Origin of the sequence: Labrys wisconsinensis (assembly GCF_030814995.1) — a bacterium.
Lineage (GTDB): Bacteria > Pseudomonadota > Alphaproteobacteria > Rhizobiales > Labraceae > Labrys > Labrys wisconsinensis.
Window position 1 is genome coordinate 1,154,534 of sequence record NZ_JAUSVX010000001.1, and the last position, 22,240, is coordinate 1,176,773.

General features: G+C 69.7%; 20 protein-coding genes. 14 read left to right on the plus strand and 6 right to left on the minus strand.

What is annotated here, in order from left to right; all coding sequences use genetic code 11:
- Positions 1–18: 18 nt before the first annotated feature.
- The 3 genes from QO011_RS05310 (at position 19) to dnaQ (ending at position 2,396) form a co-directional block, all read left to right on the plus strand.
- Positions 19–855: a shikimate dehydrogenase gene (locus tag QO011_RS05310; RefSeq protein WP_307268612.1), complete on the plus strand. Its 837-nt coding sequence runs from the start codon at positions 19–21 to the stop codon at positions 853–855.
- 222 nt (positions 856–1,077) lie between these two features.
- Positions 1,078–1,695: a dephospho-CoA kinase gene (gene coaE / locus QO011_RS05315; RefSeq protein ID WP_307268614.1), complete on the plus strand. Its 618-nt coding sequence runs from the start codon at positions 1,078–1,080 to the stop codon at positions 1,693–1,695.
- Complete coding sequence (gene dnaQ / locus QO011_RS05320) at positions 1,695–2,396, plus strand: DNA polymerase III subunit epsilon (protein ID WP_307268617.1); 702 nt, start codon at positions 1,695–1,697, stop codon at positions 2,394–2,396. Before coaE ends, dnaQ begins: the two co-directional genes overlap by 1 nt.
- Positions 2,397–2,424: 28 nt before the next feature.
- Here the strand turns inward: dnaQ and secB are convergent, their stop codons facing one another.
- The 6 genes from secB to QO011_RS05350 form a co-directional block, all read right to left on the minus strand.
- Entirely contained in the window at positions 2,425–2,919 is a 495-nt protein-coding gene (gene secB / locus QO011_RS05325; RefSeq protein WP_307268620.1) for a protein-export chaperone SecB, read from the minus strand.
- A 228-nt stretch (positions 2,920–3,147) separates the two neighbouring features.
- Complete coding sequence (locus QO011_RS05330; RefSeq protein ID WP_307268622.1) at positions 3,148–3,705, minus strand: TIGR02281 family clan AA aspartic protease; 558 nt, start codon at positions 3,703–3,705, stop codon at positions 3,148–3,150.
- Between the two features lie 80 nt (positions 3,706–3,785).
- A complete protein-coding gene (locus QO011_RS05335) occupies positions 3,786–4,694 on the minus strand; it encodes a ribokinase (RefSeq protein ID WP_307268625.1) in 909 nt (302 codons plus the stop codon).
- Positions 4,691–5,326, minus strand: coding sequence for a 2-dehydro-3-deoxy-6-phosphogalactonate aldolase (locus QO011_RS05340; protein WP_307268627.1), 636 nt, complete (start codon positions 5,324–5,326; stop codon positions 4,691–4,693). The genes QO011_RS05335 and QO011_RS05340 overlap by 4 nt, the downstream gene beginning before the upstream one ends.
- 13 nt (positions 5,327–5,339) lie before the next feature.
- Positions 5,340–6,218, minus strand: coding sequence for a 2-dehydro-3-deoxygalactonokinase (locus QO011_RS05345; RefSeq protein ID WP_307268631.1), 879 nt, complete (start codon positions 6,216–6,218; stop codon positions 5,340–5,342).
- A gap of 37 nt (positions 6,219–6,255) precedes the next feature.
- Positions 6,256–7,017, minus strand: coding sequence for an SDR family NAD(P)-dependent oxidoreductase (locus tag QO011_RS05350; protein WP_307268633.1), 762 nt, complete (start codon positions 7,015–7,017; stop codon positions 6,256–6,258).
- A 222-nt stretch (positions 7,018–7,239) separates the two neighbouring features.
- Here QO011_RS05350 and QO011_RS05355 point away from each other — a divergent pair, with 222 nt between their 5' ends.
- The 11 genes from QO011_RS05355 to QO011_RS05405 all read left to right on the plus strand — a co-directional run bounded on the left by QO011_RS05355 (position 7,240) and on the right by QO011_RS05405 (position 21,801).
- On the plus strand, positions 7,240–8,331 hold the full coding sequence (locus QO011_RS05355) for a substrate-binding domain-containing protein (RefSeq protein ID WP_307268635.1): 1,092 nt from the start codon (positions 7,240–7,242) through the stop codon (positions 8,329–8,331).
- A gap of 150 nt (positions 8,332–8,481) precedes the next feature.
- A complete protein-coding gene (locus QO011_RS05360; protein ID WP_370881902.1) occupies positions 8,482–10,758 on the plus strand; it encodes an ABC transporter permease in 2,277 nt (758 codons plus the stop codon).
- An 11-nt stretch (positions 10,759–10,769) separates the two neighbouring features.
- Positions 10,770–11,546, plus strand: a complete 777-nt coding sequence (locus QO011_RS05365) for an ATP-binding cassette domain-containing protein (protein WP_307268638.1) — start codon at positions 10,770–10,772, stop codon at positions 11,544–11,546.
- A 531-nt stretch (positions 11,547–12,077) separates the two neighbouring features.
- Positions 12,078–13,208, plus strand: a complete 1,131-nt coding sequence (locus QO011_RS05370; protein WP_370881903.1) for an ABC transporter ATP-binding protein — start codon at positions 12,078–12,080, stop codon at positions 13,206–13,208.
- 47 nt (positions 13,209–13,255) lie between these two features.
- A complete protein-coding gene (locus tag QO011_RS05375; protein ID WP_307268640.1) occupies positions 13,256–14,329 on the plus strand; it encodes an ABC transporter substrate-binding protein in 1,074 nt (357 codons plus the stop codon).
- Positions 14,330–14,403: 74 nt separating this feature from the next.
- A complete protein-coding gene (locus QO011_RS05380; protein WP_307268644.1) occupies positions 14,404–15,762 on the plus strand; it encodes an LLM class flavin-dependent oxidoreductase in 1,359 nt (452 codons plus the stop codon).
- Between the two features lie 4 nt (positions 15,763–15,766).
- Positions 15,767–17,539 (plus strand): ABC transporter permease subunit, encoded by a 1,773-nt coding sequence (locus QO011_RS05385; protein ID WP_307268647.1) that lies wholly within the window; start codon positions 15,767–15,769, stop codon positions 17,537–17,539.
- Between the two features lie 90 nt (positions 17,540–17,629).
- Positions 17,630–18,496: an acetyl-CoA carboxylase, carboxyltransferase subunit beta gene (gene accD / locus QO011_RS05390; RefSeq protein WP_307268651.1), complete on the plus strand. Its 867-nt coding sequence runs from the start codon at positions 17,630–17,632 to the stop codon at positions 18,494–18,496.
- A gap of 107 nt (positions 18,497–18,603) precedes the next feature.
- Positions 18,604–19,923, plus strand: a complete 1,320-nt coding sequence (locus tag QO011_RS05395) for a bifunctional folylpolyglutamate synthase/dihydrofolate synthase (protein ID WP_307268654.1) — start codon at positions 18,604–18,606, stop codon at positions 19,921–19,923.
- Between the two features lie 76 nt (positions 19,924–19,999).
- Complete coding sequence (locus QO011_RS05400; protein WP_307268656.1) at positions 20,000–20,974, plus strand: bifunctional helix-turn-helix transcriptional regulator/GNAT family N-acetyltransferase; 975 nt, start codon at positions 20,000–20,002, stop codon at positions 20,972–20,974.
- Positions 20,947–21,801 carry a lytic transglycosylase domain-containing protein gene (locus QO011_RS05405; protein WP_307268659.1) on the plus strand — a complete coding sequence of 285 codons (855 nt, stop codon included), beginning with the start codon at positions 20,947–20,949 and terminating at the stop codon, positions 21,799–21,801. Before QO011_RS05400 ends, QO011_RS05405 begins: the two co-directional genes overlap by 28 nt.
- Positions 21,802–22,240 lie beyond the last annotated feature (439 nt).

Consider the following 22,240-nt stretch of genomic DNA (forward strand, 5'->3'; position numbering starts at 1 on the left):
CGCACAGGAACACGAGACATGAGACGAGCCTGCGTCATCGGCTATCCCGTCAAGCATTCGCGCTCGCCGATGATCCACGGCTTCTGGCTGGCCGAGCGCGGCATTGCCGGCAGCTATGGCCGCGAGGAAGTGGCGCCGGAGGATTTCGACCGCTTCGTCGCCGGCCTCGCCGATGCCGGCTATGCCGGCGGCAACGTCACCGTGCCGCACAAGGCGGCAGCCTTCCGCCTCGCAGCGGTGGACGACCCCGTCGCCATGGCGCTGGAGGCGGTCAACACGCTCTGGTTCGAGGACGGCGTGCTCCGCGGCATGAACACCGATGCCGCCGGCTTCCTGGCCAATCTCGACCAGGAGGCGCCGGGCTGGGACGGCGGGCTCGGCAAGGCGGCGGTGCTGGGCGCGGGCGGCGCCGCCCGGGCGATCGTCCACGCGCTGCTGGCGCGCGGGGCGGAGCGGGTGGTGATCGTCAACCGCACCCTGGCCCGCGCCGAGGAGCTCGCCGCCCGCTTCGGCCCGCGGGCCGTGGCCGCCGGCTGGGACGAGGCGGCATCCGCCCTCGACGGGGCGGCCTGCCTGGTCAACACCACCTCGCTCGGCATGGCTGGCCAGCCCGCGCTCGATCTCGACCTCGCCGCCCTGCCGGCCGGAGCGCTCGTCACCGACATCGTCTATGTCCCGATCGAGACGCCGCTGCTGGCGTTGGCGCGGCGGCGCGGCCATCCCGTCGTCGACGGCCTCGGCATGCTGCTGCATCAGGCGGTGCCGGGCTTCGAGCGCTGGTTCGGCGAGCGGCCGGCGGTGACGCCGGCGCTGCGCGCGCTCGTGCTCGGCGATATCATGGCGCATACGGCCTGACCGCGCGGGGCGGGCCTGAAGCGTCTTGCGCTCCGGCGGTCGCGCCAAGACGCGTCGAAACAGGGCGTGAGAGCAAGGCAGCGTTTCCGCCCAGACGCGCTTTGCTCCAGAGTGCGATCGCTTCAAGTTGAATCGATCACACTCTCTATCTCATTGTTTTTACGCATTTTCTTTACGCGAACCGAGTGCCGGATCGTTGGAAAATGCTTAAGGGATCGACCGATGAGCTTCATCCTCGGCCTCACCGGCTCCATCGGCATGGGCAAGAGCGCCACGGCGGCGATGTTCCGCGGCCGCGGCGTGCCGGTGCACGATGCCGACGCGACGGTGCACGCCCTCTATGCCGGGGCGGCGGTGGCGCCGGTCGAGGCCGCCTTTCCCGGCGTGACGGCGGCCGGCCGGATCGATCGCGACCGGCTCGCCGCCCGGGTGGTGGGCGACGCCGTGGCGATGCGGCGGCTCGAAGCGATCGTGCATCCCCTGGTGCGCACCGCCGAGGCCGCCTTCCTCGCCGCCCATCAGGCCGCGCCGCTGGTGGTCCTCGACATCCCGCTGCTGTTCGAGACCGGCGGCGAGCGGCGCTGCCATGCCGTGGCCGTGGTCTCGGCTCCGGCGGCGGTGCAGCGCGCCCGCGTCCTGGCCCGTCCGGGCATGACGGCCGAGCGCTTCGAGCGCCTGCTCGCCCGCCAGCTGCCCGACGCGGAGAAGCGCTGCCGCGCCCATGCGGTCATCGACACGTCGCGCGGCTTCGCCGCGGCGCAGGCGCAAGTGGACGACCTCGTCAGGGCTCTTGCCGGCCGCGCTCCGCCTCCCCTACCAAGGGGCGCGGAGGCAGCGTGATGCGCGAGATCATTCTCGATACCGAAACCACCGGGCTCGATCCCAACGAGGGCCATCGCCTGGTCGAGATCGGCTGCGTCGAGATGGTCGACCGGGTGCCGACCGGCGCGACCTGGCACAAATATTTCAACCCCGAACGCGACATGCCGCAGGAAGCCTTCGCGGTTCACGGCCTGTCCGAGGAGTTCCTCAAGGACAAGCCGCTGTTCGCGAGTCTCGCCGAGGAGTTCGTCGCCTTCGTCGGCGAAGCCAGGCTGGTGATCCACAATGCCGGCTTCGACATGCGCTTCCTCAACGCGGAGCTCGCGCGGGTGAAGAAGGCGCCGCTGCCGATGGATCGGGTGGTCGACACCCTCGCCATGGCCCGGCGCAAGCATCCCGGCGCCCGCGTCTCCCTGGACGAGCTCTGCCAGCGCTACGGCATCGACAATTCCAAGCGCGTGAAGCACGGCGCCCTTCTCGACGCCGAGATCCTGGCCGAGGTCTATATCGAGCTCACCGGCGGGCGCCAGACCGCGCTCGGCCTCACCGCCGCCGTCATCGGCGCGGCCGAGACCGCCCTCGCCGCCAATCTGCTGCGTGCCCGGCCGGCGCCGCTGGCGTCGCGCCTCACGGCCGGGGAGATCGCGGCCCACGAGGCCTTCATCGCCGGCCTCGGCGGCGAGGTGATCTGGAAGCGCTACCTGCCGGAGGCCTCCTGATCGACGCTCCGCCAGAGGAGCCTGCCCCTCAGGCCTGGCCGCTGGGCTGCTGCTGGAGCTGGGCCATGCGGTTGCGGTAGAGCGCGACGAAGTCGATCGGGTCGATCATCAGCGGCGGGAAGCCGCCGTTGCGGGTGGCGTCCGCGATGATCTGGCGGGCGAAGGGGAACATCAGCCGCGGGCCCTCGATCATGATCACGGCATGGGCATCATCCGGCGAGATGCCGGCGAGGCGGACCACCGAGCCGTAGACCAGCTCGAACTTGAACAGCGTGCCGGCGCCCTCGCCCGCCCCGCCCTCGATCGACAGCTCGACCTCGAAATCGGTCGGGCTCAGCGGCCGGCCGTTGACGTTGACGGTCAGCGTGATCTGCGGCGAGCCCTGCTGGGTGCCGAGCGAGCGCGGCGCGTTGGGATTCTCGAAGGAGAGGTCCTTGATGTACTGCGCCAGCACGTTGATGGACTGCTGCACCTCCTTGCGGGTGTCGCCGTTGCCATTCGTGGGCTGGGGTCCGGTCGCCATTGTCATGAGGTCCTTGTTGTCGCGACGGATCGCCGCCGGTTCGGGCCCGAGGCCGGGCTGCCCTGGAGCAAGGCGGGTTCCATCGCTCTGCTCCGACTTGGAATGACGAGCACGATGAAGTCAGGCGGAAGCGCGGCTCCAACCCCGCTTCATCGTGCTCAAGGGCGCGGGTATCACGCTGGCGCGGCGCGGACAAGAGCGGCCTGTGCCGCTCCGAGGCTCCGCCGTTCAGCGCTCCAGCGCCAGCATGCCCTGGGCGATCTCGAAATGGCGCAGCCGGTTGAGGAAGCTCATGCCGAGCAGGTTCTCGGCCAGCGCACCGCGCGGCAGCACGATGGCCCGGACCGAGGTGAGGTCGATCTCGCCAACCTCCAGGCGGTCGATGGTCACCGCCTTCGCCTGCACCGTGCCGTTGGCCGTCGCCACCGTCACATCCATGGTGTCATCGGAGCGGACGAGCCCGAGATCGAGCCCGGTTTCCCAGGACAGGGCGACCACGCTCGCCCCGGTGTCGACGAGGAAGGGGATGCGCCGTGCGCCGATGCGGGCCGAGACCCGGAAATGGCCGTCGGGGCCGCCGGAGACGCGCACCGTCGCCGAGGTGGAGGGGACGAAGGCCGCCGTCGGCTTCGGCGCCGCCTGCACCGCGGCCGAGCCGACCGGCTCCGGCAGCATCGCCGTGAAGGCGTGCGGGAAACCGTAGGCGACGGCCACCACCGGAGCGGCGATGACGAGCAGCGAGGTGGAGAGGCGCATCCTGCGGAATCCGACGATCCCGCTCATCATGCCATGGCTGCCTTGCCAAAAAGCTGACGGCCGCCGGAATCCTCGGTCAGGATGAACGAAGCGTTCCCGCCGGGTCCGCCTCAGGCGGCGAAGCCGGCCGTGGCCGCGTCGATCTCGGCCTTGGTCGGGATGCTCGGCTGCGCGCCCATCCGGGTGCAGGCGAGCGATCCTGCCGCGGCACCGCGCGCCAGCGCCGTGGTGAAGCCCATGCCCTGATCGAGAGCCGCGGCGAAGGCGCCGGTGAAGCTGTCGCCGGCGGCCGTCGTGTCGACCGGCGTGATCGCCAGCGCCGGCACGCTGCGGCGCACGCCGTCGACCCAGCCGACCGCGCCCTGCGGCCCGAGCGTGACGATGGCCGAGCAGCCGAAGCGGGCGTTGATGGCCTGCGCCGCCGCCTCGGGATCGGCGACCTCGATGCCGGCGGCCCGGGCGACGACCAGGGCCTCGTGCTCGTTGACGATCAGAATGTCGAGCGCCTGCAGCGTCTCCACCGGGATCGGCCCGGCGGGCGCGACGTTCAGCACGGTCCGGGCGCCGCGCGCCTTGGCCAGGGCGACGGCGGCGAAGGTCGCCTCGTCCGGGATCTCGCGCTGCAGCACCACCGTGTCGCCGGCGCCGAAGCCGACGCGCTCGAGCTGGGCCACCGTGGTGGCGCGGTTGGCGCCGGAGGCGACGACGATGGCGTTCTCCGCCTTGTCGTCGACGGTGATCAGCGCCACCGCGGTCGGCCGGTCGATGCTGGCGATATGGGTGAGGTCGACGCCGGCCTCCTTCATGGTCGAGACCGCCAGCGGGGCAAAGCCGTCATTGCCGCAGGAGGCGACGTGCACGACGCTGGAGCCGGCCCGGGCCGCCGCCACCGCCTGGTTGGCGCCCTTCGAGCCGGGCACGACGATATAGCCCTCGCACAGCACCGTCTCGCCGGGATGGGGGATATGGGCGACCCGGGTGACCAGGTCGACGCCGATCGAGCCGAACACGATGATCATAGCGAGGCTTCCTTTGCCTGTCTGACGGCGGCGACCAGGGCGGCGGCGCGCAGCCCGACATCGTCGGCGTCGCGGCCCGGCTTGTAGAGATCGGAGCCGATGCCGAAGCCCGCGACTCCGGCGGCGAGATAGGGCGGGATGGTCTGCGCCGAGACGCCGCCGACCACCAGGAGCCGGGTCTGCCTCGGCAGCACGGCGCGCAGGGCCCGGATCACGGCGGGCGAGGCCATCTCGGCCGGGAACAGCTTCAGCGCGTCGGCACCGGCCTGCAGGGCGGCGAAGGCTTCCGACGGCGTCAGGAAGCCCGGCAGCGACAGCATGCCATTGGCCTTGGTGCGGCGGATCACGGCCGGGTCGGTGTTGGGCGACACCACCAGCGCGCCGCCGGCCTCGGCCACCCGGTCGGCGGCCTCGACCGTGAGCACCGTGCCGGCGCCGACCAGCGCCCGGCCCTTGAGGGCCGAGGCCAGCATGGCGATGCTGGTGAAGGGGTCGGGCGAGTTGAGCGGCACCTCCAGGATGGAAATGCCGGCGGCGACGACCGCCTCGCCGATCGCCACCGCCTCGGTCGGCTCGAGGCCGCGCAGGATGGCGACGATCGGCATGGCGGCCAGGGCTTCGTCCAGCGTCATGGCGTCTCCTCGTTCAGGCGCGGGCCTCGGCCAGGGCCGACAGGCCCGCCAGGAAGGCGTTCTCCGGCGTGACGATCTCGATGACGATGCCGCGCGAGCGCAGCGCCGCGACATAGCGCTGCGCCAGCACGCCGTCCGCCACCAGCGTCACCGTATCGGCGGCGCCGAAGCGCTGCAACGCGCCCTCGATCTCCGTGCCGATCAGGAGGCCGGAGAGGTAGGGGCCGACCGCCGGCCCGTCCATCACGCCGTCCAGCACCCGCGCCCGCGCCTGGAACAGGCGGTTGAGCACGCCGCCCGGCGCCCGGGCCGCCTCGAGGCCGTCGTCGAAGCCGGTGAGGTCCTCCGGCTCGACGGCGAGGCGCCCGAGCAGGCTCTGGTTGCGATAGAGCGCATAGCTCTCGCCGGTCATGAAGGTGGCGAAGTCGGCGATGGCGCCGGCCTCGACCCTGGCCCATTTCGAATGGGTGCCGGGCAGGCACACCAGGCCGTCGGCGACGTCGGCGCCGAACACCAGCGTCTCCTCGCCGCGCATCACGTCCGGCCCGCCCGGGCCGCGGGCGATGACGCCCGGCACGATCGACACCCGCTCCGTCACCGCGAGCAGGCTGGCGGCGACGCTGGCGGGCGAGGCGGGGCAGACGGCATAGGCCGCCTCGGCCCAGCCGTTGCGCGAGCCGACCATGCCCGCCATCAGCACCGGCGCCGCCGGCGCCTCGCGCATCCAGGCGCCGCAATGGCGCTCCAGCACGCCGGCAAAGCCGCCGGGAGGCACGCTCGCCATGCCGTCCTCGGCGGCGACGCGCTCCAGCACGGCCCCGGCCGCGTCGAGCCGGTAGGCCCGGAAGCGGCTGGTGCCCCAGTCGACGGCGATGAGATGGGTCTGCGTCATGTCCTGCGCCCGATGGATGGGACCGGCAATGCCGGCCTCAGGTCCAGCCCCCGTCGACCACCACGGTCTGGCTGGTGATGGCCGAGGATTCGTCGGAGGCCAGGAACAGCACCACCTTGGCGAGCTCGTCCGGCACCAGCTTGCGCTTCAGGCACTGGTTGCGCATCAGCGCCTCCTCGCCCGCCTCGTCGAGCCACAGCGCCATCTGGCGCTCTGTCATGATCCAGCCGGGCAGCACGCAGTTGACGCGGATATTGTCCTTGCCGAACTCGCGCGCCAGCATCTTGGTGAAGCCGTGCGCGGCGGCCTTGGCGCTGCCATAGGCGGAGAGGTCGGCCGAGCCGATCAGCCAGGAGACCGAGCCGTAATTGACGATCGAGCCGCCGCCGGCGGCGATCATGTCGGGGATCACGGCCTGGGTGGCGAAGAAGGCGTGCTTGAAGTTCACGGCGATGCGGTCGTCGAAATAGTCCGGCGTCACCTCCAGGAACTTGTGGCGCTGGTCGTGCGCCGCATTGTTGACCAGGAGGGTGATCGGGCCGAGCGCCGTGCGGATCGCGCCGATCGCAGCCTTCAGCGCTGCGATGTCGGTGAGGTCCGCGTGCTCGAAATGCACCGTCAGGCCCGCGGCGGCGAGCTCTTCGGCCAGCGCCCTGGACGGCTCGAGGGCGAGATCGATGAAGCCGACCTTGGCGCCCTGCTCGGCGAAGCGGCGCACCGTCGCCGCGCCGATGCCCTGGCCGCCGCCGGTGATCAGCACCGTGCGCCCCTTCAGGCTGGGGTAGATTGCTCCCGACATCGCCAAGGCCCTCGTCTCACGTTTCCCGCGGCTCTTCTAGCCACTCGCCGCGCCCGCCGCCATCCCATCCCGTCGCGAAAACGGCATGGATCCGGCGAATGGTCGTACTTATTGCCGAGGGCATGCGTCTCGTCTAGGCTTCATCCCGCCGGACGGCTGCGTCCGGCCGGATTGGCAGAACAAGGCCAGCCACAACGATCTGTGTTCCACGGGAGGAACCTCATGAGAACCACGCTTCGCCTCGCCGCGTTGGCGGCGACCCTGTCCGTGGCTGCCCTCGGCACCGCGCTCGCCGCCGACACCGGCGGCGTCCTGTCCAAGGCGGTCGGCGGCTACACCTTCGAGGATGCCGCGAAGGAGGCGCCCGGCACCAAGGACTTCCATTCCAAGGACGGCAAGCTCACCTTCGCCATCGTCACCCACACCGCCGGCAACGGCTTCTTCGACCCGACCTATGTCGGCGCGCAGGTCGCCGCCAACGCCTTCGGCATCAACCTGATCAAGCTCGGCTCGGAAGCGCCGGTCGACGACATCCCGCGCGAGCTGGAGATCCTCAACCAGGTGGCGCAGGACCCGACCATCGACGGCCTGATCCTGACCACGCCCCAGTCCGGCGCCTATGACGACCTCGTCAAGAAGCTGGAGGCCAAGGGCATCCCGATCGCCACCACCAACTCCTTCGACCCCAACCTCTACGACCGCTCCAACATCTCGCATACCGGCCAGGATTCGGGCGCGGCCGCCATCGGCGGCGAGGCGCTGGCCAAGTGCCTGATCGACAAGAAGGTCGAGGGCGGCTCGATCATCTTCCCCTCCACCACCACCCTCGGCAACGAGGAGGTGAACCGGCGCGTCACGGCCGCCTTCGAGGCGACGGTGAAGGCGCTGAACGCGGCGGGCGTGCTGAAGAACTTCCAGGTCGACGCCGGCCCCAAGAACATCGGCATCGACGTCGACAAGGACAACATCGTCGGCTCGATCGTGTCGCTGTTCGAGAGCCGCAAGGACGTGGTCGGCGCCTTCGCCGCCAACGGCTTCGTGACGCCGGCCCTCGGCGATGCCGTCGGCCAGCTCAAGCTCAACGACAAGGTCTGCGCCTTCGGCTTCGACCTCGGGCCCAAGCAGCAGGAGCAGATCCGCACCGGCGCCCTCACCGGCTCGCTCGGCCAGCAGCCCTTCCTGCAGGGCTTCTGGCCGGTCATGCAGCTCTATCTGCAGATCGACCGCGGCATCGCCGCCGCCAACCTCGACACCCGCGCCCAGCTCGTGACCAAGGCGACGGTCGACAAGGTCGGCAAGCGCTTCGAGAATTGAGGCGCTACGGCGTGCAGCCTGTCCGTCGTGGCCGGGACAAGCCCGGCCACGACGGCAAAGTCGCGCGAAGGACCGACGCGTGAAACATGATGAGCCGGCAGCCGGTGGCAGCACCGTGCTCCAATCGCAAGACGACTCTCCGGGGGGCTCATGAGCCAGGCGGCAGCGATCGCGACGGTCGGCGACACCCATCGGGCGGGTCGCCCGGCGGCCCAGATCGCCGGCGGCTGGGAGCTCGGCCTGCTCGTGTTCATGGCGCTGCTCTATCTCGTCGGTGTCTGGATCAATCCCGGCTTCTTCGGCTCGGGCACCGCTCTGTCGGCGGTGCTGCGCGACACCGCGCGCTTCGGGGTGATGGCGGTCGGCATGACCTTCGTCATCGTCAACAAGGACCTGGATCTCTCGGTCGGCTCCACCCTCGGCCTCGTCGCCACCATCTTCTCGATCGTCTACGCCAAGTCCCATTTCGACGCCGGCATCGGCGCGGCGATCGGCTTCGCCGTGCTGACCGGCCTCGTCATCGGCCTGCTCAACGGCTGGCTCGTCACCGTGATGCAGGTGCCCTCCTTCATCGCCACCCTGACCATGCTGTTCATCGGGCGCGGCTTCGTGCTCGGCCTCACCGGCGGCAAGACCATCGGCTACTCGGAGAAGGCGGTGGCCGACGGCTGGTTCTTCCAGGTCGGCGAGACCAATGCGCTCGGCTTCAACAACCAGATCCTGGTGCTGTTCCTCGTCGCCGCCATCGGCATCGTGGTGCTGGCCAAGACGCGCATCGGCTACGAGACCTATGCCGTCGGCGGCAACGAGATGGCCGCGAGCTATGCCGGCATCCCCACGCGCTGGGTGCGGATCAGGGCCTATGTCTATGCGGCGCTGGCCGCCACCCTCGCTGGCCTGATGAACATCGCCCAGAACAAGGGCATCGACTCCACCTATGGCCAGGGCGCCGAGCTGATCGTCATCGCCGCCGTCATCGTCGGCGGCGCCTCGATCGCCGGCGGGCGCGGCCGCGTGCTCGGAGCCTGCCTCGGCGCGGCGCTGGTGCTGCTGGTCGACAAGGTGCTGCGCGAAGGCATCCCGATCACCCGCATCGTCAAGGTCGGCGACATCGAGATGTCGGTCGCCCAGATGGCGCAGCTGCCGCCCGGCGCCGTGCCCGCCTTCCTCGGCCTGATCCTGCTGGTCGCCGTCCTGATCGAGCCCTATGTCGTGCAGCGGCGCGTGCTGGCCCGCCTCTTCGCCAGGGTGACGGGGCGGCCGCTGCCGCTCTCCTTCGACGGCGGCATCGCCATATCCCAGCCGGCGACCAAGGGCACCCGGTCGCAGTCGCGCGGCGTCGGCGTCAGGGGTTGGCGCGCCTTCTTCTACCGGCGCGACGCGGCGGCGGTCATGCTGGCCGTCGTGCTCTGGCTGGCGGGCCTGTATCTGCGTCCGGATTTCTGGGGCTCGCTCGACAACACCTTCAACCTGGCGCTCGCCTTCACCGAGATCGCGCTGCTCGCCATCGGGCTCACCTTCGTCATCGCCAATGGCGACATCGACCTGTCGGTCGGCTCGGTGCTGGCCTTGTCGGCCGCCACCGCCGCCTTCCTGATGAGCGAATACGCCGCCGATCCGCTGTTCGCGGTGCTCGCCGCCTTCGTGGCGGGAACGCTCGCCGGGGTGATGAACGGCGTCCTGACCGTGCGCTTCGGCCTGCCCGCCTTCGTGGCCACGCTCGGCATGTTCTACATCGCCCGCGGCATCGGCGCCTGGCTCTCGGCCGGCCGGCAGCTCTCGGGCTTTCCCGAGACCTACAACCTGCTCGGTCGCAAGGTGATCGAGGTGCTGAAATACTGGCACGTCGCGCCCGATGCCGGCATCCTGTTCAACTTGGCCAGCGCCGTCTCGATCCAGACCGTGATCATGGCCGTGATCGCCATCGCCGCCGGCATCGTGCTCGGCACCACCACCCTCGGCCAGATGGTCTATGCCACCGGCGGCAATGCCCGCGCCGCCCAATATGCCGGCGTCAACGTCGCCCGGGTGCGGTTCCTGAGCCTGGTCTTCTCCGCCATGTGCGCCGCCCTCGCCGGCATCATCTACGTCGCCTATCTCCGCAGCTTCAATCCCTCGGCCGGCCAGCTGCGCGAGCTCGACGCCATCGCCTCCGTCATCATCGGCGGCGGCTCGGTGTTCGGCGGCTACGGCACGATCATCGGCTCGCTCGCCGGCGCCATCGTCATCACGCTGATCCGGGCGCTGCTCTCGCTCCAGGTCTTCCTGCCCGACGGCTCGTCCTTCGTCATGCCGCAGCATTGGGTGAACGTCTGGATCGGGCTCATCCTCATCGCCGCCGTGCTCGGCGACATCTGGTTCCGCCAGCAGGGCATCCTGACGCTCTGGCTCGGCAAGCTCCGCAAGCACGGCCCCGTGCAGGATTGACGAGGACGTCCATGGCCACGCCCATCATCGACATGCGAGGGATCGACAAGGCCTTCGGCGCCGTGCAGGCGCTGAAGGATGTCAGCCTGCAGCTGATGCCGGGCGAGATCATCGGCCTGGTCGGCGACAATTCGGCCGGCAAGTCGACGCTGATGAAGGTGCTGACCGGCGCCTACCAGCGCGATGCCGGCGATGTCCTGGTCGACGGGCGCGAGACCCATTTCAAGAGCCCGCAGGACAGCCGCCGGCTCGGCCTGGAGATGATCTACCAGGACTTCGCCCTGTGCGGGAACATGGACATCGGCCAGAACATCTTTCTCGGCCGCTGGCCGCGCCGGCTCGGCCTGTTCGTCAACCGCGAGAAGATGTATGCCGACGCCAGCGGCGTGCTGAAGCGCCTCAAGGTCGACGTCAACTCGGTCTACCAGAAGGTCGAGAGCCTCTCCGGCGGGCGCCAGCAATCGGTCGCCATCGCCCGGGCCATCTCCTTCGATCCGCGCGTCGTCATCCTGGACGAGCCGACGGCCAACCTCTCGGTCATGGCCACCGAGCGCCTGCTCGAGACCATGGCGGAGCTGAAGCGCCAGGGCGTCGCCCAGATCATCATCTCCCACCGGCTGACCGACATCTTCGAGGTCGGCGACCGCATCATGGTGCTCAAGCGCGGCCGGAACGTCGGGGACCGCTACATCCGGCACACGACCGAGAAGGAAGTGCTGGAGCTGATCGTCTCCGGCACGCCCGAGACCGCCCTGACGGCGGACGAGGCGCTGCAGCGGGCGGCGTAGACCATGCCCGCCGGGGCAAACCGCGCGATCTTTGATCACGGATCATTCATCTGATTCCGCGATGTGCTTCGCTTTTATCGAAGCGCAGGCTCCGAAAACCCTAATTTCACCGGCAGCGGATATGCCCATCATGTCCAGCTGCGGACAGCGAACGCGGTCGCCGCTCGAGGGCGGCCTGCGCAGGATAGATGCGCCGTCTTCAAGTCAAGATCAGTAATATTCTGTCGATGCCCAAGGCCGGTACCGACTACGATCGATTGCGAGAGCCTCACAGATAGCTCCGGCAGGGGAATCCTGCCTAGAAAATCACGATGAATGGCGAAGAATTGGGCACTCTCTGACCATAGTGCTTTCAATCGGCTCGTCAGGATCCAGGGTTGTTCAGTTCCCGGCTGAAGCTTCCGTGTGGGCGTCCGCGAATGCTGACTAGCGCCTCACCGATGGCCCGCGACTTGCATTGCGCACCGGCCGGTAACGCCCGGCGCCGCGGCCGCGACCGGACGGCGCCGCAGGGTCGAGAAGAGGTGGTTGATGAACGCGCTCGCCGCGCAGGACGTCCTGAGGCCTGGTACGCCGGTCGATGCGGAGCACCGGGCGGCGGCCGTCGCGGTTGCGCCCAAGCTCATGGTCCGGGGCCTCGCCAAGCGCTACGGCACGGCGCAGGCGCTGCAGCCGACGGATCTCGACGTCGCCGCCGGCGAGCTCCTGACCGTGCTCGGCCCTTCCGGGTCCGGCAAGACGACGCTGCTGCAGCTCGTCTGCGGCCTCGCCGAGCCGACCGGGGGCCGGCTGTTCATCGACGGTGTCGACCAGACGGCGACGCCGGTGCACCGGCGCGGCATCGGCGTCGTCTTCCAGACCTATGCGCTGTTCCCGCATCTGACGGTCGAGGAGAACGTCTCCTTCCCGCTGGAAATGCGCAAGCTGCCCGCGGCCGAACTCGCGGCCAAGGTGGCGCGCGCGCTGGAGATGGTCGGCCTCGGCGCGCTCGGGGGCCGCTTTCCTCGGGAATTGTCGGGCGGCCAGCAGCAGCGCGTCGCGCTCGCCCGCTGCCTGGTCTACGAGCCGGCGCTGATCCTGATGGACGAGCCGCTAGGGGCGCTCGACCGCAAGCTGCGCGAGACGATGCAGATCGAGATCAAGCGGCTGCATCGCGACACCGGCGCGACCATCATCTTCGTCACCCATGACCAGGACGAGGCGCTGGCCCTCTCGGACCGGATCTGCCTGATGAACAATGCCCGCATCGAGCAGGTCGGCACGCCGCGGGAGATCTATGAACGGCCCGGCAGCCTGTTCGTGGCCGGGTTCATCGGCCTCTCCAACGTGCTGCACGGCCGGATCCAGCGCCCGGGCCTGCTGGCGACGGCCGACGGCGCCTTCCCGCTGCCCGAGCGCCTGCGCCGTTCCCTCCCGGCCGATCGCCAGGGCGCCCTCGTCATCCGGCCGGAGGACGTGGAGCTCGTGCCCGGCGGCGACGGCGCGATCACCGGCCATGTCGTCGAGACCGTCTACGGCGGCGCCGAGACCCGGCTCATGGTCGCGCTGCCGTCCGGGACGGTCATGACCGTGCGCCGCTCCTCACGCCAGGGCGCCTTGCAGGTCGGCGATCGCGTGTCCCTGCGATGGGATGCCGACCGGGCGCATGTCCTGCCTGCCTAGGCTTTTTCGACGCAGACATCGTCCTTGTGAGAATTTGGAGCAGATTGATGAAGAAAACTGAGGGGATCACACGGCGTCGCTTCCTCAACGGAGCAGGCCTCGCGGCGGCCGGGCTGTCGATGCCGATGGTCTGGACCGGCACGCGCGCCTTCGCCGCCGATCAGATCACCGTCGCCGATGTCGGCGGCGCGCCCGGCGCGGCGATCAAGCAGGCCTTCTACGACCCGTTCGAGAAGGAGACCGGCATCCACGTGGTCGGGGTCGCCCATGAGGCCGACCCGCAGAGCCAGTTCAAGCTCCTGGTCGACACCGGCAGCTTCATCTGGGACGCCTGCATGGTGACCCCGTCCCACGTCGCCTATCTCAGCAAGCCGAAGGACTATCTGGAGCCGCTCGGCATCTCTGCCGAGGACGGCAAGGACTTCGTGCCCGGCACGCTGACGCCGGTCTGGCTTGGCTTTTCCGTCTACGGCATGATCATGGCCTATCGGACCGACAAGTTCGGCGAGAACGGCCCGAAGACCTGGGCCGATTTCTTCGATGTCGCGAAATTCCCGGGACGGCGCGGCCTCTACAAGGGCTACCAGGGCGCCATCGAGATGGCCCTGCTCGCCGACGGGGTCGCGCCCGACAAGCTCTACCCGCTCGATCTCGACCGCGCCTTCAAGATGCTCGACAAGATCAAGTCGAGCGTCGCGGTGTGGTGGACCAGCGGCGCCCAGAACACCCAGATCCTGCAGAGCGGCGAGGTCGACCTTTCCGACACCTGGAGCGCCCGCGCCTTCGCGGCGGCCGATGGCGGCGCCCCGGTCAAGATCGTCTGGGACGGGCTCTATTCGACCGACGGCTGGTCGATCCCCAAGGGCACGCCGCGCGCCGACCTCGCCCGGAAATTCATCCGCTTCTGCATGAAGCCGGAGCATCAGGGCGCCTATTGCAGCATCGTCGCCAACGGGCCGACCAACCTCAAGGCCTATGACTTCATCAAGCCGGAGCGGGCGAGGTTCCTGCCGACCTATCCGGAGAACCTGAAGCACCTCGCCACCTTCGGCGAAGTCTATTGGGCCGAGAACAACGGCCCGATCGAGGAGCGCTTCCAGACCTGGCTGCTCGGCGGCTGAGGATCGTCCACCCCGCGCGATTCCGGCCCGGCGGGCGCTCGCCGGGCCACAATTCCGACCGAAGGAGCCCCCTGATGACCAAGATGGCCCTTGCCGTGCTGATCCAGGGCACCGGTGCCCATCCCGCCTCCTGGCTGCAGACCGAGACGGCCGCCGACGCCTCGACCGACATCGACTATTACAAGGCCGCCGCCCAGCTCGCCGAGCGCGGCCGCTTCGACCTCTTCTTCATCGCCGATACGCCGGCGGCGCGCACCGACAACCTGCACGCCTGGAGCCGGTTCCCGATGTTCATGAACGTGTTCGAGCCGGTGACGCTGCTCTCGGCGGTCGCCTCCGTGACCAGCCATATCGGCCTGGGCGCCACGGCCTCGACCAGCTTCTACGAGCCCTACAACGTCGCGCGCCTGTTCGCCTCTCTGGACCATCTCAGCCATGGCCGCGCCGCCTGGAACGTCGTGACCTCGGCCAACGACTATGCCGCCCGCAATTTCGGCCTCGACCGCCTGCCGCCGCATGGCGAGCGCTACGAGCGCGCCCGCGAATTCGTCTCGGTGGTGCAGGCGCTGTGGGACAGCTGGGAGGACGATGCCTTCATCCAGGACCGGGAGAGCGGGCGCAACTTCGATCCGGCCAAGCTGCATGTGCTCGACCACCACGGCCGATATTTCAAGGTCCATGGCGCGCTCAACATCGCCCGCACGCCGCAGGGCCAGCCGGTGATCATCCAGGCCGGCGCCTCCAACACCGGCAAGGATTTCGCGGCGGCGACGGCGGAGGTCGTCTTCGCCTCCGACAGCGGCGTCGCCGAAGGCCGGGCTTTCTACCAGGACCTGAAGGGCCGGATGGCCAAATTCGGCCGCGAGCCCGACGACCTCAAGGTGCTGGCCGGCCTGCCCGTGGTGATCGGCACCAGCGCCCAGGAGGCGGAGGACAAGTATCAGGCCCTCCAGAGCCTGATCCATCCCGATGTCGGGCGCATGCGCCTGAGCAACGACCTGGAGGTCGACCTCTCCGACCTGCCGCTGGACGAGCCGGTGCCGCTCGACCGGATCCCGGCCACGTCGAACTTCCACCAGACCTATTTCGCCAATATCGCCGGCATGATCCGGCGCGGCATGACGCTCCGGCAGATCTACATGAGCTACGAGCGCGGCCTGGAGACGGTGCGCGGCACGCCGATTCAGATCGCCGACCGCATGGAGGAATGGGTCGCGGGCGGGGCGGCCGACGGCTTCATGATGCTGTTCCACACCATGCCCGGCGGCCTGCGCGATTTCGTCGAGCTGGTGGTGCCCGAGCTGCAGCGGCGCGGCCTGATGCGCGCCGACTACGAGGCGCGGACGCTGCGCGGCCATCTCGGCCTGAAGCGTCCGCCGAACCGCTACGCCCAGGCTGCGGAGGTGGCGCCCATAGCCGCGGCGGCGGAATGAGGACATGACCGATATCGCCTCGCGGCCGGCCATGATCGGGGCGGGATGGCGCGCGCGGGCCGGCTGGCGCAATCCGCTGTGGCTGGCCCTCCCCGGCATCGTCTTCCTCGTCCTGTTCCTCGCCTATCCCGCGCTGCAGCTCCTGTCGCTCAGCGTTATCGACCCGCAGGGCGGCGGCCTCTCACTCGCCGCCTTCCGGCGTCTGCTCACCACGCCGGTCTATCTCCGCGTGCTGACCACCACCTTCGTCGTCGCGGCGCAGACGACGGCGCTCTGCCTGCTGTTCGGCTATCCCCTGGCCTATTGGCTGGCCCGGCAGCCGGCCCGGCGCCAGCAGGGCCTGATGCTCCTGGTGCTGCTGCCGTTCTGGACCAGCCCCCTGGTGCTGAACTTCGCCTGGCTGGTGCTGCTCGGGCGCAACGGCGCCGTGGCGGGCGCCCTGATGGCGCTCGGCATCGACCATCCGCCGGACCTGCTGTTCGGCCGCGGCACCGTGCTGTTCGCGCTGACCCACAGCATGCTGCCGCTCGCCGTGGTCACCATGCTGCCGACGATGAGCCAGATCGACGAGCGCCTGCCGCGGGCGGCCGCCACCCTCGGCGCCAGCGGCGGCCAGCGGTTCTGGCGCGTCTGGTTCCACCTCTCCATGCCCGGCGTGGCGGCGGCCGGGCTGCTCGTCTTCGTCAACTCGGTCGGCTTCTTCATCACCCCCGCCATCCTCGGCGGGCCGCAGGAGACGATGCTCAGCCAATTGATCATCAACCAGATCCAGAAGCTGCAGAACTGGCCCTTCGGCGCGGCGCTCGCCGCCATGCTGATCGCCGCGGCGCTGCTGACCTGCATCGTCTACGACTATGCCTTCGGCCTGTCCTCGGTGTCGGGCGGCGCGGATGCCAAGACCGGCCGGCGCCGCGGCTGGCCGCGGCGGCTCGGCATGCGGGCGCTGGCCGGCCTGGCCGCGGCGACCGACGCGGTGGACCGAGCGGTCGGCGGCCATCGCCTGGGCTGGCTGCTGCCGACCTACGCCATCGGCCTCGTCGTGCTGTCGCTGCTGCCGATCGTCGCCTTCATCCCCATGGGCTTCACCAGCTCGAACTTCCTGTCCTTCCCGCCGCCGGGCTTCAGCACCCGCTGGTTCGAGGCCTATCTGGAATCGCCGGTCTGGATCGCCGCCACCATCCGCTCCTTCGGCATCGGGCTGGTCACGGCGGCGGTGACGCTGCTCATCGCGGCGATGGGCGCCTTCGGCATCGCCAGGACCGAGAGCCGCTGGGCGGGCCTGGGCTTCGTCCTGTTCCTGATGCCGATGGTGGTGCCGCCGATCGTCATCGCCATCGCGCTGTTCTACCTCTTCGCCGGCGTCGGCCTGGTGGCGACCGACCTCGGAATCGTCATCGGCCACACCGTCACCGCCATCCCGATCGCCTTCGTCGTCATCCTGGCGACGCTGAAGGGCCATGACTGGCGCTACGATCAGGCGGCGGCCACCCTGGGCGCCAGCCGGTCCAAGGTGCTGGCGCGCGTCACCATCCCGCTGATCCGCAAGGGCCTGTTCGCCGCCTTCATCTTCGCCTTCCTGCAGTCCTTCCAGGAATTGACCATCGCCATGTTCATCGGCGGCGGGCTGAAGACGACGCTGCCCAAGCAGATGTGGGACGACGTCAACCTGCAGGTGAACCCGACGCTGGCGGCGGCCTCCGTGGTGGTCATGGTCGTCGTCACCGGCCTGTTCCTCGTCGCCGGCCGGCTGCGGATGGGCTCTTCGCGCAGCGCCTGAACGGCCCGGGGGCTCGCCGCCCACTGACAAATCGCCCCCGACCCATTAGATAGGAGCGATCGGCGCGCGCCGCGCCCACGAGGATTGCCGATGAACTGGATCGCGACCGTCGTTCCGCCGAGGATCAAGAACATCTTCTCGCGGCGCGACACGCCGGAGAACCTGTGGATCAAGTGCCCGGAGACCGGCCAGATGGTGTTCCACAAGGATCTGGAGCAGAACGGCTACGTCATTCCCGGCTCCAACTACCACATGCGCATGACCGCGGCGCAACGCCTGGCGTCGATCTTCGACAATGGCGCCTGGGAGGACATCGTGGCGCCGGACGTCGCGGCCGACCCGCTGAAGTTCCGCGACGAGAAGCGCTATGTCGACCGCCTCAAGGATGCCCGCGGCAAGACCGGCATGCAGGATGCCATCAAGGTCGGCCACGGCCTGATGGACGGCCTGCCGGTGGTCGTGGCCGTGCAGGACTTCGAGTTCATGGGCGGCTCGCTCGGCATGGCGGCGGGCGAGGCGGTGGTCAAGGGCCTCCTGACCGCGGCCGAGCGCGGCACGCCCTTCATCATGTTCGCCGCCTCCGGCGGGGCGCGCATGCAGGAAGGCATCCTCTCGCTGATGCAGATGCCGCGCACCACCGTGGCGATCCAGCGCCTGCGCGAGGCCCGGCAGCCCTATATCGTGGTGCTGACCAACCCGACCACCGGCGGCGTCACCGCCTCCTACGCCATGCTCGGCGACGTGCAGCTCGCCGAGCCCGGCGCCCTGATCGGCTTCGCCGGCCCGCGCGTCATCGAGCAGACCATCCGCGAGAAGCTGCCCGACGGCTTCCAGCGCTCCGAATATCTCAAGGAGCACGGCATGGTCGACATGGTGGTGCACCGCCACCAGCTCAAGCCGACGCTCGTCAGATTGTGTCGCCTTCTGACCAAGGCGCCCGAGAAGGCGGCGGCATAACGGGGGATCGGGCCGCTCGCGGCGCGGCCCATCGCTCTCCACCTCCCGACGGCGTGCGGGGCTGCGGCCGGACCGAGTCCGTGCCTGCCCGCCATATCTCGACGGCCATGACGAATTCCGACGCCATCATCGCGCGCTTCATGGCGCTGCACCCCAAGAAGATCGACCTGTCTCTCGGCCGCATGACCGCGATGCTGGCCAAGCTCGGCGATCCCCAGCATCGCCTGCCGCCGGTCATCCATGTCGCCGGCACCAACGGCAAGGGCTCGACCGTCGCTTTCCTGCGCGCCATGCTGGAGGCGGCGGGCTATGGCGTGCATGTCTATACATCGCCGCACCTCGTGCATTTCCACGAGCGCATCCGTCTTGCCGCTCCAGGCGGCGGCCGGCTCGTGGCCGAGCCGCGCCTGGTCGAGGCCTTGCAGGACTGCGAGCGCGAGAACGCCGGCGACCCCATCACCGTGTTCGAGATCACCACGGCCGCCGCCTTCAAGCTGTTCGCCGAGACGCCGGCCGACGTGCTGCTGCTCGAGGTCGGGCTCGGCGGGCGCATGGACGCCACCAATGTGGTCGACAGGCCCCTCGCCACGGTGATCACCTCCGTCTCGATGGACCATGCCGACTTCCTCGGCAACGATGTCGAGCTGGTCGCGGCGGAGAAGGCCGGCATCCTCAAGCGCGACGTGCCCGGCATCCTCCATCCCCAGACCGACGCGGTGCGCGCCGTGATCGAGCGGACGGCGGCGCGGGTGCGGGCGCCGCTGATCATCGGCGGCCAGGATTTCGACGTGCGCGAGGAGAACGGCCGCCTGGTCTATCAGGACGAGGCCGGGCTGCTCGACCTGCCGCTGCCGCGCCTGGCCGGCCGCCACCAGCACCGCAATGCCGGCGTCGCCATCGCCACGCTGCGCGCCCAGGACCGCTTCAGGCTCACCGATGCGCAGATCGAGCGGGCGATGACGTCTGTCGACTGGCCGGCCCGCCTGCAGCGCCTGCCCACGGGCCGCATTCCGGCCATGCTGCCCCGGGACAGCGAGGTCTGGCTCGACGGCGGCCACAATGTCGATGGCGGCCGGGTGCTGGCCGAGGCCCTGGCCGAGTTCGAGGAGCGCAGCTCGCGGCCGCTCATCCTCGTCGCCGGCATGCTGTCGACCAAGGATTCCGACGGCTTCCTCGGGAATTTCGCCGGTCTCGCCCGCGAGGTCCACACCGTGCCGATCAGCCACAACACCACCGCCCGCTCGCCGCAGGCGGTGGCCGAAGCCGCCCGCCATGCCGGCCTCGCCGCCCGGGCGCACGACACGCTGGCCGAGGCCTTCGCCGCCATCGCCGCGGAAAACTTCCCCGTCGCGCCGCGCGTGGTCATCACCGGCTCGCTCTACCTCGCCGGGGAGGTGCTGGCCTTCAACGGCACCGAGCTGCGATAGGCTCGGAAATTCGGGTTCCGGCCCCTTCCCAAGTCCCGAGATATTTGACAAAGTCAACTATATCGGGAGAGACATCATGCTCGACAGACCCCATGGCCACACGGCCGCGGTGCGGCGCTTCAACCGCTTCTACACCCGCGCCATCGGCATTCTCGGCGACACCTATCTGACGCCCGACTTCTCGCTCACCGCCGGGCGCGTGCTCTACGAGCTCGCGCATCGCGACGGCGCCACCGCCACGGCCCTGCGCCAGGATCTCGGCATCGATGCCGGGTATCTGAGCCGCATCCTGGCCGATTTCGAGAAGCGGGGCTTTCTTGCCCGCACCCCGTCCCGGTCCGATCGCCGCGCCAGCGAGCTTGCCTTGACCGAGGCCGGCCGGGCGGCTTTCCTCGGGCTCGACGCCCGTTCGGAGGCGGAGATCGATGGCCTGATCGCGTCGCTCGCCCCGGGCGATCGCGACCGGCTCGCCGGCGCCATGGCCGAGATCGAGACCTTGCTGGAGCCGCGGCCGGACGCCGAGCCCTTCACGCTGCGCAGCCATCGCCCCGGCGACATCGGCTGGGTGGTCGAGCGCCATGGCGCGCTCTACGCGCAGGAATACGGCTGGGACGAGCGTTTCGAGGCGCTGGTCGCCGAGATCGCCGCCGGATTCATCAAGACCTTCGATCCCGCGCGCGAGCGCTGCTGGATCGCCGAGCGGGCCGGCCGCCGCGTCGGCTCGGTGTTCCTGGTGCGCGAGCGCGACGCGGTCGCCAAGCTCCGCCTCCTGCTGGTCGACCCGGCCGCGCGCGGCCTCGGCCTCGGCCAGCGGCTGGTGGCCGAATGCATCGCCTTCGCCCGGCAGGCGGGCTATGGCCGGCTCACCCTGTGGACGCAGCGCAATCTCGATGCCGCCCGCCATATCTACGCCAAGGCCGGGTTCCGCATGGTGCACTCCGAGCCCTATCAGGGCATCGGCCGCGATCTCGTCAGCGAGATCTGGGACCTTGATTTGCGCGCCGAATCGGGCTCGATCGGCCCATGCGGCTCCGACGGTTGCTCTGCCTGATCCTGCTCTGCCTCGCCGTTCCGGCGCGGGCCGCGCCGTCGGGCGCGGCCACCGAATCGCCGGAGCAGGCGCTTTGCCGCCTGATCGAGACGGCAGCCACCCGCCACGCCCTGCCGGTGGCGTTCCTCACCCGGCTGATCTGGCGCGAATCGAGCTTCCGTCCGGGCGTCGTCTCCAGCGCCGGCGCCCAGGGCATCGCGCAGTTCATGCCCGGCACCGCCGCCGAGCGCGGGCTGGAGGATCCGTTCGACCCGGAGCAGGCCATCCCCGCCTCGGCCCATCTCCTGGCCGACCTCAACCGCCGCTTCGGCAGCCTCGGCCTTGCCGCCGCCGCCTACAATGCCGGCCCGACCCGGGTGGCGGGCTGGCTCGCCGGCCAGCGCAGCCTGCCGTTGGAAACGCAGGACTATGTCCTGTTCGTCACCGGGCATCCCGCCGAGGATTTCCTCGGCGAAGCCGAGCCGGCGATCGACCGGCCGCCGGCACCGGACCGGACGAAGCCCAGAACCTGCCTGGAGCTGACGGCGGGCCTGCGCATCGCCGCGCCCGAGGCCAGCATGGCGCTGGCCGCCTTCGCGCCCTGGGGCGTGCAGCTCGCCGGCAATTTCTCCAAGGCCCGGGCGCTCGCCACCTATGCCCGCAGCCAGAGGCGCTTCGCCGCCATTCTCGGCGACGTCAGGCCGATGGTGATCGGCACCCGCCTGCGCAGCCGCGGCACCCGCGCCTTCTACCGCGTCCGCGCCCCCGCCGCCTCCCGCGCCGAAGCGGCGGCCTTGTGCGGCCGCATCCACGCCGCGGGCGGGGCCTGCATCGTGCTGAGGAGCTGAGGGTCGGGACTTGTGGCGCGGGATCCGGAGCCGCCTGTGTTCGTCGGGGCGACCGGGAAAGCGATGAGGTACGCCGACAAGAGCGAACCTCGGTCGCCGTGGTGTTCGCGTGGATGGCCGGGTCGAGCCCCATAGGCGCTAAGATAAGGTCTGCCGGGAGGCAAATATCGCGCTGTGCGTGACGCGCCTTTGTAAGATTTGCACGACGCCTGTGCCCTCCCTCCCCCTTGTGGGGAGGGATAAAGGGTGGGGGTCGTGGGCATAAGTCTCGACATATCCTGATGGACCCCCACCCCTAACCCCTCCCCACAAGGGGGAGGGGATTGATCGACGTCGCGCCCAACTGGCTACTGCGTTCTTATCTTAGCGCCTATGGGGTCGAGCCCGGCCATGACGCCGCCGGTGATGATGGCGAGGCGCACAGGCAGCGACCGCTACG

Coding starts and splice junctions, on each gene's coding strand:
- dnaQ (WP_307268617.1), top strand. CDS start 1,695: ATGCGCGAGATCATTCTCGATACCGAAACCACCGGGCTCGATCCCAAC.
- QO011_RS05355 (WP_307268635.1), top strand. CDS start 7,240: ATGAGAACCACGCTTCGCCTCGCCGCGTTGGCGGCGACCCTGTCCGTG.
- QO011_RS05395 (WP_307268654.1), top strand. CDS start 18,604: ATGACGAATTCCGACGCCATCATCGCGCGCTTCATGGCGCTGCACCCC.
- accD (WP_307268651.1), top strand. CDS start 17,630: ATGAACTGGATCGCGACCGTCGTTCCGCCGAGGATCAAGAACATCTTC.
- QO011_RS05385 (WP_307268647.1), top strand. CDS start 15,767: ATGACCGATATCGCCTCGCGGCCGGCCATGATCGGGGCGGGATGGCGC.
- QO011_RS05400 (WP_307268656.1), top strand. CDS start 20,000: ATGCTCGACAGACCCCATGGCCACACGGCCGCGGTGCGGCGCTTCAAC.
- QO011_RS05405 (WP_307268659.1), top strand. CDS start 20,947: ATGCGGCTCCGACGGTTGCTCTGCCTGATCCTGCTCTGCCTCGCCGTT.
- QO011_RS05370 (WP_370881903.1), top strand. CDS start 12,078: ATGAACGCGCTCGCCGCGCAGGACGTCCTGAGGCCTGGTACGCCGGTC.
- QO011_RS05350 (WP_307268633.1), bottom strand. CDS start 7,017: ATGTCGGGAGCAATCTACCCCAGCCTGAAGGGGCGCACGGTGCTGATC.
- QO011_RS05365 (WP_307268638.1), top strand. CDS start 10,770: ATGGCCACGCCCATCATCGACATGCGAGGGATCGACAAGGCCTTCGGC.
- QO011_RS05330 (WP_307268622.1), bottom strand. CDS start 3,705: ATGATGAGCGGGATCGTCGGATTCCGCAGGATGCGCCTCTCCACCTCG.
- QO011_RS05310 (WP_307268612.1), top strand. CDS start 19: ATGAGACGAGCCTGCGTCATCGGCTATCCCGTCAAGCATTCGCGCTCG.
- QO011_RS05360 (WP_370881902.1), top strand. CDS start 8,482: ATGAGCCAGGCGGCAGCGATCGCGACGGTCGGCGACACCCATCGGGCG.
- coaE (WP_307268614.1), top strand. CDS start 1,078: ATGAGCTTCATCCTCGGCCTCACCGGCTCCATCGGCATGGGCAAGAGC.
- QO011_RS05375 (WP_307268640.1), top strand. CDS start 13,256: ATGAAGAAAACTGAGGGGATCACACGGCGTCGCTTCCTCAACGGAGCA.
- QO011_RS05335 (WP_307268625.1), bottom strand. CDS start 4,694: ATGATCATCGTGTTCGGCTCGATCGGCGTCGACCTGGTCACCCGGGTC.
- QO011_RS05345 (WP_307268631.1), bottom strand. CDS start 6,218: ATGACGCAGACCCATCTCATCGCCGTCGACTGGGGCACCAGCCGCTTC.
- QO011_RS05340 (WP_307268627.1), bottom strand. CDS start 5,326: ATGACGCTGGACGAAGCCCTGGCCGCCATGCCGATCGTCGCCATCCTG.
- secB (WP_307268620.1), bottom strand. CDS start 2,919: ATGGCGACCGGACCCCAGCCCACGAATGGCAACGGCGACACCCGCAAG.
- QO011_RS05380 (WP_307268644.1), top strand. CDS start 14,404: ATGACCAAGATGGCCCTTGCCGTGCTGATCCAGGGCACCGGTGCCCAT.